The organism is Streptomyces sp. RGM 3693 (assembly GCF_050471125.1).
GTDB lineage: Bacteria > Actinomycetota > Actinomycetes > Streptomycetales > Streptomycetaceae > Streptomyces.
In genome coordinates, this window is the sequence record NZ_JBMPPQ010000001.1 from 290,906 (window position 1) to 303,592 (window position 12,687).

The following is a 12,687-nucleotide window of genomic DNA, read 5'->3' on the forward strand; positions in this document are numbered from 1 at the left end:
TTCCACTGGTCAAGCGCATTGTCGTGGCTGCCGGTCGGGTGTTTGTCGAGGTCAATTCTGACCCAAAATGCTTTCTCGGCCGGAGAATTGACGAAATGTTAACGGCCGCCACCCGCGCGCTGCGGGTGACGGCCGTGAACCGTACCGTCCGGACGTTTATGCCGGTGCCTCACGCCCCTGCCGCACCGGATTTCTCGTGTTGCATCCCGAGCTGTCTGTGGGCGGCTGCCGGAAGTCAGGAGGAGCGTACGGGGGACGAGTTGCAATCCGCGGTCGTCCGCAGACGGCCGCTCAGCTTGAACGGACCGGGATCGACGTGAACGTCGGCGTCGTCGGGGCCGGGTCCTGGAAGAAGTCGTTGCCCTTGTCGTCGACGACGATGAAGGCGGGGAAGTCCTCGACCTCGATCTTCCAGACGGCCTCCATGCCGAGTTCCTCGTATTCGAGGACCTCGACCTTCTTGATGCAGTCCTGGGCGAGGCGGGCCGCCGGGCCGCCGATGGAGCCCAGGTAGAAGCCGCCGTGCGTGCCGCAGGCGTCGGTGACCTGCTGGGAGCGGTTGCCCTTGGCGAGCATGATCTTGGAGCCGCCGGCGGCCTGGAACTGCTCGACGTAGGCGTCCATCCGGCCCGCGGTGGTCGGACCGAAGGAACCGGAGGCGTAGCCCTCGGGGGTCTTGGCCGGGCCGGCGTAGTAGACCGGGTGGTCCTTGAGGTACTGCGGCATCTCCTCGCCCGCGTCCAGCCGTTCCTTGATCTTGGCGTGGGCGATGTCGCGGGCGACGACCAGCGTGCCGGTGAGCGAGAGCCGGGTCTTGACCGGGTGCTGGGTCAGCTCGGCGAGGACCTCGTCCATGGGGCGGTTGAGGTCGATGGCGACCGCGTCGAGGTCGGCGCCGGCGCCCTTGGTCAGCTCCTCGTCGGTGGTGTCCGGGAGGAAGCGCGCCGGGTCGGTCTCCAACTGCTCCAGGAAGACGCCCTCGGCGGTGATCTTGGCGACGGCCTGGCGGTCGGCGGAGCAGGAGACGGCGATGGCGACCGGGCAGGACGCGCCGTGCCGGGGCAGGCGGACGACGCGGACGTCGTGGCAGAAGTACTTGCCGCCGAACTGGGCGCCGATGCCGATCTTCTGCGTCAGCTCGAAGACCTTCTCCTCCAGCTCCTTGTCGCGGAAGCCGTGGCCGGTCGGCGAGCCGGCGGCGGGCAGCTCGTCCAGGTAGTGCGCGGAGGCGTACTTGGCGGTCTTCAGGGCGTACTCGGCCGACGTGCCGCCGACGACGATGGCGAGGTGGTACGGCGGGCAGGCGGCCGTACCGAGCGAGCGGATCTTCTGCTCCAGGAACTTCATCATGGACGCCTCGTTGAGGACGGCCTTGGTCTCCTGGAAGAGGAAGGACTTGTTGGCCGAGCCGCCGCCCTTGGCCATGAACAGGAACTTGTAGGCGCCGCCGTCGGTCGCGTACAGCTCGATCTGGGCCGGGAGGTTGGAGCCGGTGTTCTTCTCGTCCCACATGGTCAGCGGCGCCATCTGCGAGTACCGCAGATTGAGCTGGGTGTAGGCGTCGTAGATGCCGCGGGAGAGGGCTTCCTCGTCGCCGCCCTCGGTCAGCACGCTCTGGCCGCGCTTGCCCATGACGATCGCGGTTCCGGTGTCCTGGCACATCGGCAGCACACCGGCGGCGGCGATGTTGGCGTTCTTGAGCAGGTCCAGCGCGACGAAGCGGTCGTTGGCGCTGGCCTCCGGGTCATCAAGGATCTTGCGCAGCTGCGCGAGGTGGGTCGGGCGCAGGTAGTGCGCAATGTCGTGCATCGCCTCGGCGGCGAGCTTGCGCAGCGCCTCCGGCTCGACCTTGAGGAACGTCCGGCCGTCGGCTTCGAAGGTGCTGACGCCCTCCGAAGTCACCAGGCGGTAGGGGGTGTTGTCCTCGCCGGTGGGAAGCAGGTCGGTGTAGGCGAATTCCGGCATGGGGGCTAATTCCTAACTCGGAGGGGTGTGGGCTGGCTTCTACGGCAGCGCCTGACCAGCGTAGAACCCCCGTGCCGGGCCGCTGCTGTGAGGTAAGGCTCAGTCCGCAGGAGACGTGCCGCTGATCCCCTAGTCGCGATCTATCGCGTTTCGGTACCCTGGGGCCGTGGACGCTTCAGGAAACGGGGGACGACCGGGCCCCGAGACCCCGCCCGGACCGCTTGCCGAGCAGCGCGACCAGCAGGCGGTGAAACTGACCAAGAGCGAGGCGAAACCGCAGGCCGAGCCGGTGACGGAGGTGGCGGAACCGCCGGCGACCGCGGGGGGAGGCATGCGGGCCTCGGACGCGGACCGCGACCGGATCGCGGAGATCCTGCGGGAGGCACTGGCCGAGGGCCGGCTGGACGCCGAGGAGCACGCCGAGCGGATCGACGTGGTCTACCGCGCCAAGACCATGGGCGAGCTGGAGCCCGTCGTCCGGGACCTCCCGGCCGTCGGCGGCCGACCGCAGCCGGACCCGGCGCCCCACGCGTACGGCCCGGGCGCCGCGGTCGCCGACCAGAATCTCGTCGCGATCTTCAGCGCGGCCAACCGCAAGGGCCGCTGGCGGGTCCCGCCGCGGATCAACGCGGTCGCGATCTTCGGCAGCGTGGAGATCGACCTGACCGAGGCGGTCTTCCCGCAGCAACGGGTGCAGATCAACGTCACCTCCGTCTTGGGCAGCGTCGAGATCCGGGTGCCGGAGAACATCACGTTGCGCAGCAGCGGCTCCGGCATCCTGGGCAGCTTCGAGGTCGAGACGCACGAGGCGGCGGACGGCAACGCACCCGAGGTGGACGTGAACGGCTTCGCGCTGCTGGGCAGCGTGGAGGCCAAGCCCAAGCGCGGCGCCTGGATCCGTGATCTGCGGGACCGGTTGCGCGGTGATCGGCGGGAGCGGATGGACGAGCTCCGGGCCGAGCGGCACGAGTGGATGGACGAGCTCCGGGCCGAACGCCGGGAGCGGATGGACCAGTTCCGGGCGGAGCGCCACGAGCGTCGGGGGGAGCGCCGGGGGCGCCGCCGCTTCGGCTAGGGCGCTTCTGACGGATCGGGGGCGGACCGGCCGTGGCGGCCCGGTCGTAGCCGCAGGAGCCGCCTCGGCCCCTGCCATCACGTTCCTCGATCGCCACGGTGTGCATAAGCGCGCGTACAGCGGGTAGGGCTGGTGCATCGTCTCTCGTACGGCTGCGGGGTGCGAAAAGGCCGTGCGCAGCGAGACGGGCAAGGGTGATTTCTCTCGCCGAAGCCGTCGTCAGGAGTAGACCGTGCTGCTACCGCATCAGCCCCTGCAGGATGCCGCTGTTGTTCCGTCCCAGCGCGGGCACGCTCGCGATGAGGCCGGCCCCTGGCATTCGGAGGCGGTGTGCCGCCGGGATGAGGCCGGGTTGTTCTTCGCCCCCTCCAAGGAGCCCACCGCCGCACGGCTGGCCAGGGAGGAAGCCGCGAAGCGGGTCTGTGCCCGCTGTCCGGTGATGGTCGAGTGCCGGGAGCACGCCCTGCTCCAGCCGGAGCCGTACGGCGTCTGGGGCGGGCTGACCGCCGCCGAGCGGCGGGTGGTGCTGACCCGCCGCCGGCGCCGGGAGAGCGAGTTGCAGCGGGCCGCCGCGATGCCCGCGGCCGGCTGACCCCGCACGGGCCCGTACGGACGCCGCCGCATCCGTACGCATCTCGCCCCCGCCGGAAGTTGCTTCCGACGGGGGCGAGATGCGTGCGGGGTCCGGTCCGGCCGGACCGGATCAGCTAGGGCGCTCGAAGTCGATCGAGCTGTAGGCCCGCAGCTTGGAGAGGCGGTGCTCGGAGTCGATCTGGCGGATGGTGCCGGACTTGGAGCGCATCACCAGGGACTGGGTGTAGGCGGTCTCCGCGCGGTAGCGGACCCCGCGCAGCAGCTCGCCGTCGGTGATGCCGGTGGCGACGAAGAAGACGTTGTCACCGCGGACCAGGTCCTCGATCTGCAGGACCTTGTCCAGGTCGTGGCCGGCGTCGATGGCGCGCTGCCGCTCGTCGTCGTCCTTGGGCCACAGCTTCCCCTGGAAGGTGCCGCCCATGCACTTCAGCGCACAGGCCGCGATGATGCCCTCGGGCGTGCCGCCGATGCCCAGCAGCAGGTCCACGCCGGTGCCCTCGCGGGCCGCCATGATCGCGCCGGCGACATCGCCGTCGGAGATGAACTTGATCCGCGCGCCGGCCTCCCGGACCTCCTTGACCAGGCCCTCGTGGCGCGGCCGGTCCAGGATGACGACGGTGACGTCCTCGACGGCGGACTTCTTCGCCTTGGCGATCCGCTTGATGTTCACCGCCACCGGGGCGGTGATGTCGACGAAGTCCGCCGCCTCCGGGCCGGTGGCGAGCTTGTCCATGTAGAAGACCGCGGACGGGTCGAACATCGAGCCGCGTTCGGCGACCGCCATCACGGAGACCGCGTTGGCCATGCCCTTGGCGGTCAGCGTGGTGCCGTCCACCGGGTCCACGGCCACGTCGCACTCCGGGCCGGTGCCGTCGCCGACCCGCTCGCCGTTGTAGAGCATCGGGGCGTTGTCCTTCTCGCCCTCCCCGATGACCACGACGCCGTTCATCGAGACGGTGTGGATCAGGGCGCGCATGGCCTTGACCGCCGCACCGTCCGCGCCGTTCTTGTCGCCACGGCCGACCCAGCGGCCCGATGCCATGGCGCCGGCCTCGGTCACCCGGACCAACTCCAGGGCGAGGTTACGGTCGGGGGCCTCCGGGCTGACCTCTAGTTGGGACGGCAGATGATGCTCGGACATCGAGCGCACCTTTCTGTACGGCGACGGCCGGATTGATGAGGGTGCTCATGACTTTATCGGTAGGTCGCGAAAATGAGCAGGGGGGCCTTCGCATGAGCAAGCAGGTGGCTGGGTAACGCCCGCGCCGGGCGGTCACCGACCGCAGAACCGTTTGCCCAGGTGAGTGGTGTCCGAGGGGGGCGCGTCCGGGCGCCCGCGGGCATAGGGGACCATAGGGACGTGGCTGGTATGCGAGGCAGGCAAAGAGTGACGGACATGGTTCTGTCGCTGGCGGTGATCGGCGTCCTGGTCGGGGCGATCTACTTCTTCATCCCGCACGACGACAGTGCGACCGCGGAGAAGGACGCGGTCCAGACCGTCGAAACCCGCGTCGAGATCATCACCGCCCGCCGCGCCGCCCCTTATCCGGTCGCCGCCCCCGAGGGTCTGCCCAAGACCTGGCGGCCCACCTCCGTCTCCTACAAGGCCAGCGATGACGGCAAGGGCGGCGCCTGGCACCTGGGAATGCTCGACCCGGAGCAGGAGTACGCGGCCATCGAGCAGAGCGACGCACCGGCCAAGCAGTTCATCCAGGACGTCACGCTGGGCGCCGACAAGGTCGCGGGCCAGCAGGCCGTCGGCAGCAAGAAGTGGGACCGCTACCAGGGCAACACCTACAAGGCACTGGTCCACGAGGAGCCCGGCGTGACCACGGTCGTCACCGGCACCGCGCCGTACGGGCGGCTCGCGGAGCTGGCCGCGGCCCTGGTGGCGAAGAAGGGCTGACGAGCAGCGGTACGAGGGCCGAGCGGTCGGCCCGTCCCGTTCACCAAAGGCACGACGAGGCCGCCGCACCCACCCGGGTGCGGCGGCCTCGTCGTACGTCAGGCCGGGGGCGGCTCAGACGGTGGCGGCGGCCTCGTCGAAGGACAGGCGCGGCGAACGCGGGAAGAAGGCGTCCGGGCCCGGCTTGCCGAGGTTGATGACCAGGAAGGACTTCCGCTTGCCGTCGCCGAAGAACTCCTTGTCGACGCCGGTGAAGTCGAAGCCGGTCATCGGGCCGGCGGCCAGGCCGGCGGCGCGGATGCCGAGGATGAAGTAGCCGGCCTGGAGGGTGGCGTTCTGGGTGCCGGCGGCCTCGCGGACCGTGGCCTCCGAGAAGAAGCTGTCCTTGACGCCCGGGGCGTGCGGGAAGAGCTGCGGCAGCTTCTCGTGGAAGTCCAGGTCGACGGAGAGGATGACGGTCAGCGGCGCGGCCAGGGTCTTGGGGCCGTTGGCGCCCATGGCGTGCGCGACCAGGCGCTTACGGGCGTCCTCGGAACGGACCAGGGTGATCCGCAGCGGCGACTGGTTGAAGGCGGTGGGGGCGTACTTCACCAGGTCGTAGATGGCCTGGACCTGCTCGTCCGTCACCGGCTCGTCCGTGAACGTGTTGGCGGTCTGGGCCTCGCGGAACAGGAGGTCCTGAGCGGCGGCGTCAAGGGCGAGAGACATCAGGGGCACCTCGGGGCATCAGGTGGGTTACGGATCTTCGAAGACTTCGCTGTCTACGAGAACCACTGTAGCCCCGATAGATTAAAGTTCAACTAACGGGTGGGAAGTGTGAGGGGTTTCACGAGCTGGTAGCGGCCTTTCGGGATCCGGAAGGCCGCTCGACGGGGAACGGGGCGGCGCCGCGCGCCGCTACCCCTGCTCCGCCGCGTCCTGTGCCGACCCTTCTGCCAGCGCCGCGTCCAGCCGCGCCCGGGCCCCGTCCAGCCAGCGGCGGCACACCTTCGCCAGCTCCTCGCCGCGCTCCCACAGGGCCAGCGACTCCTCCAGCGTCGTACCGCCCGCCTCCAGACGGCGGACGACCTCGATCAGCTCGTCCCGCGCCTGCTCGTAACCGAGGGTGGAATCCACCGGCGCCACCTCGGCCGCCTCGTCCACCACGTCATCCGTCTTCGCCATGTCTCCCACCCTATGAGTCCGTCTTGGGCGGCATCGTCCGCCCGGAATCGGCGTCCGGGACCGCGGCCACCCGCACCCGGAACTCGCCGTCGGCCACCCTGGCCCGCAACTCCTCGTCCACCGCCACCTCGGACGGCGCGCGCACCGCCGCCCCGTCCGGCTTCTGGAGCACCGCATAGCCGCGCTCCAGCGTCGCCTTGGGGGAGAGCGCGACCACCCGCGCCAGGGTGTGCGCCAACTCCGAATCGGCCCGGTCCAGCAGGTGCCCCAGCGTCCGCCGGCCGCGCTCCAGCAGCGCGGTGACCTGCTCCTCGCGCTCCTGAACCATCCGCTGCGGATGCTGCATCGACGGGCGGTGCAGCGCCGCGGCCAGGCCCCGCTCCTCGCGGTCCAGGAAGCCGCCCAGCGCGCGCCGGGCCCGCTCCCGCAGCTGGTGCACCCGGGCCAGCTCCTCGCCCACGTCCGGCACCACCTTCTTCGCCGCGTCGGTCGGCGTCGAGGCGCGCAGATCGGCCACCAGGTCCAACAGCGGGCTGTCCGGCTCATGGCCGATCGCCGAGACCACCGGCGTGCGCACCTCGGCCACCGCCCGGACCAACTGCTCGTCGGAGAACGGCAGTAGATCCTCCACGCTGCCGCCGCCGCGCGCCACGATGATCACGTCCACCTCGGGCAGCGCGTCCAGCTCCTGCACCGCCGCGATCACCTGCGGCACCGCGTGCACCCCCTGCACCGGCACGTTGCGCACCTCGAAGCGGACCGCCGGCCAGCGGTGCCGGGCGTTCTCCAGCACGTCGCGCTCGGCGGCGCTGGCCCGGCCGCAGACCAGCCCGATCAGCTGCGGCAGGAACGGCAGCGTCCGCTTGCGCTCCGCCGCGAACAACCCCTCCGCGGTCAGCGTCCGCTTCAACTGCTCCAGCCGGGCGAGGAGTTCGCCCACCCCGACCGGGCGGATCTCGGCGGCCCGCAGCGACAGCTGACCGCGCGGGGCGTACCACTCCGGCTTGGCGTGCACCACCACCCGGGCGCCCTCGCTCACCACCTCGGAGACCTTGTCGAAGACCTGGCGGTAGCACGTCACGCTCACCGAGATGTCGTACGACGGATCGCGCAGCGTCAGGAACACCACACCCGCGCCGGGCCGCCGCGAGAGCTGGGTGATCTGCCCCTCGACCCACACCGCGCCGAGCCGGTCGATCCACCCCCCGATGAGTCGGGACACCTCGCCGACCGGGATCGGCGCTTCCGGAGACGTAGAGACAGCCATACGAGCGAGAGTAGCGGCGGCCACTGACAGTGCCGGGGGTCGCACCGTCGGTTCCGTACGCCGCCCGGGTGCGGCGCCGTGGTGCGGAGGTGCCGCCCGAGCCCCCGGCGCCCCGTCCTCAATCGTCGGACGGGCCGGAACCGGCGCGCGAACGAGCGCGGGAACCGACGCGGGAACCACCCTTCGCGTACTGCACCGCCAGCACCACCAGCCCCACCAGCAGCCAGGCCCCGCCCACGACCTGCGCGGTCGGCGACGCCTCGACGATCACCGCGACCACCACCGCCAGCCCCACCAGCGGCACCACCACGTGCCGCAGCACGCTCGGCACCTCCGCCCGCCGGCGGATCCGGAACCACCCGATCACCGAGGCGTGCAACAGCGCGAACGCGGTCAGCGCGCCGACGTTCACGATCGACGACAGCTGGTCCAGACCATCGTCCCGGGTGGCCGCCCAGACCGCCGCCACCAGCGTCACCAGCGCCGCCCCCAGCAGCGCCCGGCGCGGCACCCCGCTGCCCGCGTCCACCTTCGCCATCGCCCCCGGCAGCCGCCGGTCCCGGGCCATCGCGAACAGCAGCCGGCCGGCCGCGGCCTGCCCGGCCAGCGCCGCGAACGCCGCCCCGACCGCCTTGCTCACCGCCACCAGGTCGTGCAGCCAGCCGCCCACCGCGGAGTCCACCGTCACGTAGAAGGCGGCCCCCTGCCCGCCCGGCTTCGCGGCCAGTTCCGCGGCGCTCATCGGGGCCAGCAGCGCCGCCAGATACGTCTGCACGGCGAACAGCACGCCGGCCACCACCAGGCACGTCACCACGGCCCGCGCCACCCGCCGCGAACTGCCCGCCCGTCGCCCGCCACCACCCTTCCCAGGACGCTCCCCCGGACTCCGTCCGGGGGGACCCCCATCGCGCGGCGCATCTGCTGCCTCCTCCGCGAACGACGCGATCGCATCGAAGCCCAGGTACGACAGCACCGCCACCGACACCGCGGCCAGCACCGCGTCGAGCGAGAAGCCGCCCTCCCCGGTCAGCGGCACCGCCCAGCCGCGCTGCGCCCCGTGCGCCGCCAGCGCCCACACCGCCGCGACCACGAACACCACCAGCACCGCGATCTCCAGCGCCAGCACCGCGAACCCGACCACCGCCGCGGTCCGCACCCCCCACAGGTTCAACAGTGTGGTGACCACCACCGCGACCGCCGTCCACACCCACTGGTGCACCTGCGGCACCAGGGCGTGCAGCGCGATCCCGGAGAACAGGTACGCCACCGCCGGGATCAGCAGGTAGTCCAGCATCGCCATCCAGCCGGCGACGAACCCCGCGCCCTCACCCAGGCCGACCCGCGCGTACGCGTAGACCGACCCGGCCTTTGGCGCGACCCGCACCATCTGGGCGTACGAGTACGCCGTGAACGCCATGGCCACCGTGGCGACCAGGTAGACCGCCGTGACCGCGCCGTGCGACGTGGCCTGGAGGGTGCCGAAGATCCCCACCGGCGCCATCGGGGCGATGAACAGCAGCCCGTAGACGACCAGGTCCCGGAACGACAGCGTCCGGTGCAGCGCTCCGGTGTCGCCGTGAGCCCCCTCACCCACGGTCGCGCCGTCCGTGCCCGGCATCCCGCCTCCTCGCCCGTACTCCCCACCAGTCTGGGCCACCGCCGCGATCACGCCCCGCCGGGGCACGGCCTTACGATGGGACCTATGTCTGCTACTCCCGGTCCGCAGCCCAGCCGCAAGGTCCTCCTCGCCGCCCCCCGCGGCTACTGCGCGGGCGTGGACCGCGCCGTGATCGCCGTCGAGAAAGCCCTTGAGCAGTACGGCGCCCCGGTCTACGTGCGCCACGAGATCGTCCACAACAAGTACGTGGTGAAGACCCTGGAGAAGAAGGGCGCGATCTTCGTCGAGGAGACCGAAGAGGTGCCCGAGGGCAACATCGTCATCTTCTCCGCACACGGCGTCGCCCCCGTCGTCCACGACGAGGCCCAGCGCGGCAAGCTCGCCACCATCGACGCGACCTGCCCCCTGGTCACCAAGGTCCACAAGGAAGCCGTCCGTTTCGCCAACGAGGACTACGACATCCTCCTGATCGGCCACGAGGGCCACGAAGAGGTCATCGGCACGAGCGGCGAGGCCCCCGAGCACATCCAGCTCGTCGACGGCCCCAAGGACGTCGCGGGCGTCGAGGTCCGCGACCCGGACAAGGTCGTCTGGCTCTCCCAGACCACGCTCTCCGTGGACGAGACCATGGAGACCGTCGACGCCCTCAAGGACCGCTTCCCCAACCTCCTCTCGCCGCCCAGCGACGACATCTGCTACGCCACCCAGAACCGCCAGATCGCGGTCAAGCAGATGGGCGCCCACGCCGACCTCGTCATCGTCGTCGGTTCGAGGAACTCCTCGAACTCCAAGCGCCTGGTCGAGGTCGCCCTCGGCGCCGGCGCCACGGCGTCCTACCTGGTCGACTACGCCGACGAGATCGACGAGGCGTGGCTCGACGGCGTGACCACCGTCGGCGTCACCTCCGGCGCCTCCGTCCCCGAGATCCTGGTCGACGGCGTCCTGGAATGGCTCGCCGCCCGCGGCTACGACGACGTCGAGACCATCACCGCCGCCGAGGAATCCATCATCTTCTCGCTCCCCAAGGAGCTCCGCCGCGATCTGCGCGCCGAGGCCAAGGCCGCCGTCGAGGACTGACCTTTCCTCCGCCGCCCGCCGACTCCGCCATACCGGGGGCGGCGGGCGGAGTCCACGCCTAGCCTTTTCCTATGAGGGTCTTCGGTGTGGACATCGGCGGATCGGGCATCAAAGGCGCCCCGGTGGATCTGGAGCGCGGCGAACTGCCCGAGGAGCGTTACAAGGTACTGACCCCGCATCCAGCCACCCCCGAGGCGGTCGCCGACTGCGTCAAGGAGGTCGTGGACCACTTCGAGTGGACCGGCCCGGTCGGCGCGACCTTCCCCGGCGTGGTCACCAGCGGGATCACCCGCACGGCCGCCAACGTCGACAAGCGCTGGATCGGCACGGACGCCGCCGCGCTGCTCACCGACCGGGTCAGCGGCGGCGCCGGCGGCAGCCCGGTCACCCTGCTCAACGACGCTGACGCCGCGGGCCTGGCCGAGATGCGGTTCGGCGCCGGCCAGGGCCGCACCGGCACGGTCATCGTCCTCACCTTCGGCACCGGCATTGGCAGCGCCGTCTTCACCGACGGCCAGCTGATCCCCAACACCGAGCTGGGCCACCTGGAACTGCACGGCCACGACGCCGAGAAACGTGCCTCCACCAAGGCCAAGGAGGACGAGGAGCTGAACTGGCAGCAGTGGGCGCACCGGGTCCAGAAGTACCTCGCCCACGTGGAGATGCTCTTCTCGCCCGCACTGTTCGTGATCGGCGGCGGGGTGAGCCGCAAGGCGGAGAAGTTCCTGCCGCTGATCGAGGGGATCAGGGCCGAGATCGTGCCGGCGCGGCTTCAGAACAACGCGGGGATCGTGGGGGCTGCGATGGCCACACAAGTCTCCGGCGCGCACACCGGCCCCACCGGCCCCACCGAATCGCCCGGCGCCGCGCGTCCTGCCGGCGCGCCCCCTACTGGCGGGCCACCTGCCGCGGACGGTTCCCCGGCCGGGAGTGGCTCGGCGTCGGGGTCGCGGACTCCTCCGGCCGAAGGGCCGTCGCCCGCGGACCGGGCCCCGAACGCCGTTGTCGACTCACAGGTCGGCTGGCCCGACGCCGGGCGATGAGCAGCGCCTTACGGACCAGCACCAGCAGCCCGCAGACCAGCGTGCCCCCGTAGAGCCAGCCGGCGTTCAGCGCGAGCACGGTGAACACGCCGATCAACAGCCCGGTGAAGCCCGCCGGACCGTGCTGCACCGGCACCGTGCCGACGGCGAACGCGATCGGCAGTGCGACCGGCGCCGCGATCAGGTCGTAGGGCCGCACCCACGCCCCGGCCGCCACGCTCACCAGCAGGAAGAAGACGCCGTACGCGGTCTGCGCCCCGCCGAACAACCAGCGGTCCAGGAAGCCGAAGGCCAGCAGCGCGGCGGTGGCCAGCAGCCCGCAGCCCAGGCCGGTGAGCTTGGCGGCCGGCAGACGGCGGACCAGACCGGCCACGGGGGCGGGCGCCGGCGGGCGCCGCGGGCCCGCCCGGTAGACGGCCGCGACCTCCTCGCCCTCGGCCGGCAGTCCCACGGCCGGTCGCCGCATCCGCCCGCCCGCCCCCACGACCGGCGGCCGGACCGGCGCCCGGAACTCGCCCGGCGCGGGCGCGTAGCCGCGGGCGGTGACCTCGGTGCCCGCCGGGACGGAGGCGTAGCCGGATGCCCGCATCGCGGACAGAAAGGCGTCGTCGGGTTCGGGGGCGACGGCCTCCGCGGGGCGCGGGAGCCGGGCATCCTGCCCCGCGTCCGGGCCGCCGCCGTGCGGCCGGCCGTGCGGGGACGTGCGCGCTTCGTGTTCCTCCACGTGTTGCTCCACTCGGCAACGGTAGGCCGCTAAGTGGGATTAATTGGTCATGGGACACGCACTTTGACCTACCTTGGGGGCTCCGTTAGGCGGCCCGGCGCACGCTACGGGAGCGCGCGGGGCGCCGGGCGCCGTCCCCGGGGCAGGGGCCGGTCCGCCCGGCGCGGTGGGACCCGCCCAGTAGACTGGTGGATCGGCCGTACCCGGCCGGCCCGGTCCCACCGGCCGGCCCCGGGAAGCGGCCCGCCCTTCGC

At 71.5% G+C, this 12,687-nt stretch carries 11 protein-coding genes and 1 pseudogene; 5 read left to right on the forward strand and 7 right to left on the reverse strand.

From position 1 onward, the window contains the following. Positions 1 to 291: 291 nt before the first annotated feature. Entirely contained in the window at positions 292 to 1,965 is a 1,674-nt protein-coding gene (locus ACO0M4_RS01360; protein WP_430367666.1) for a fumarate hydratase, read from the reverse strand. Positions 1,966 to 2,212: 247 nt separating this feature from the next. Between ACO0M4_RS01360 and ACO0M4_RS01365 the strand changes: the two genes are divergently transcribed. Continuing rightward, positions 2,213 to 3,040 carry a DUF1707 SHOCT-like domain-containing protein gene (locus ACO0M4_RS01365; RefSeq protein WP_430371177.1) on the forward strand — a complete coding sequence of 276 codons (828 nt, stop codon included), beginning with the start codon at positions 2,213 to 2,215 and terminating at the stop codon, positions 3,038 to 3,040. 232 nt (positions 3,041 to 3,272) lie between these two features. Then, a complete protein-coding gene (locus tag ACO0M4_RS01370) occupies positions 3,273 to 3,632 on the forward strand; it encodes a WhiB family transcriptional regulator (RefSeq protein WP_100599999.1) in 360 nt (119 codons plus the stop codon). Positions 3,633 to 3,743: 111 nt separating this feature from the next. On the opposite strand, the gene glpX is transcribed toward ACO0M4_RS01370, so the two are convergent. Next, positions 3,744 to 4,775, reverse strand: a complete 1,032-nt coding sequence (gene glpX / locus ACO0M4_RS01375; protein ID WP_430367667.1) for a class II fructose-bisphosphatase — start codon at positions 4,773 to 4,775, stop codon at positions 3,744 to 3,746. Positions 4,776 to 5,003: 228 nt separating this feature from the next. On the opposite strand from glpX, the gene ACO0M4_RS01380 reads away from it, so the two are divergent. After that, complete coding sequence (locus tag ACO0M4_RS01380) at positions 5,004 to 5,540, forward strand: DUF4245 domain-containing protein (RefSeq protein ID WP_430371179.1); 537 nt, start codon at positions 5,004 to 5,006, stop codon at positions 5,538 to 5,540. 114 nt (positions 5,541 to 5,654) lie between these two features. On the opposite strand, the gene ACO0M4_RS01385 is transcribed toward ACO0M4_RS01380, so the two are convergent. The 4 genes from ACO0M4_RS01385 to ACO0M4_RS01400 form a co-directional block, all read right to left on the reverse strand. Then, complete coding sequence (locus ACO0M4_RS01385) at positions 5,655 to 6,248, reverse strand: malonic semialdehyde reductase (protein WP_430367668.1); 594 nt, start codon at positions 6,246 to 6,248, stop codon at positions 5,655 to 5,657. A 189-nt stretch (positions 6,249 to 6,437) separates the two neighbouring features. Next, positions 6,438 to 6,704, reverse strand: coding sequence for an exodeoxyribonuclease VII small subunit (locus ACO0M4_RS01390; protein ID WP_430367669.1), 267 nt, complete (start codon positions 6,702 to 6,704; stop codon positions 6,438 to 6,440). A gap of 10 nt (positions 6,705 to 6,714) precedes the next feature. Continuing rightward, positions 6,715 to 7,971: an exodeoxyribonuclease VII large subunit gene (gene xseA / locus ACO0M4_RS01395; RefSeq protein WP_430367670.1), complete on the reverse strand. Its 1,257-nt coding sequence runs from the start codon at positions 7,969 to 7,971 to the stop codon at positions 6,715 to 6,717. A gap of 118 nt (positions 7,972 to 8,089) precedes the next feature. Beyond that, a complete protein-coding gene (locus ACO0M4_RS01400; RefSeq protein WP_430367671.1) occupies positions 8,090 to 9,589 on the reverse strand; it encodes an APC family permease in 1,500 nt (499 codons plus the stop codon). A 75-nt stretch (positions 9,590 to 9,664) separates the two neighbouring features. Here ACO0M4_RS01400 and ACO0M4_RS01405 point away from each other — a divergent pair, with 75 nt between their 5' ends. Then, on the forward strand, positions 9,665 to 10,666 hold the full coding sequence (locus ACO0M4_RS01405; protein WP_430367672.1) for a 4-hydroxy-3-methylbut-2-enyl diphosphate reductase: 1,002 nt from the start codon (positions 9,665 to 9,667) through the stop codon (positions 10,664 to 10,666). Positions 10,667 to 10,737: 71 nt separating this feature from the next. Continuing rightward, positions 10,738 to 11,475: pseudogene (gene ppgK, locus ACO0M4_RS01410) on the forward strand (polyphosphate--glucose phosphotransferase); the annotation flags it as partial. Positions 11,476 to 11,554: 79 nt separating this feature from the next. On the opposite strand, the gene ACO0M4_RS01415 reads toward ppgK, so the two are convergent. Continuing rightward, on the reverse strand, positions 11,555 to 12,445 hold the full coding sequence (locus ACO0M4_RS01415; protein ID WP_430367673.1) for a DUF6542 domain-containing protein: 891 nt from the start codon (positions 12,443 to 12,445) through the stop codon (positions 11,555 to 11,557). Positions 12,446 to 12,687 lie beyond the last annotated feature (242 nt).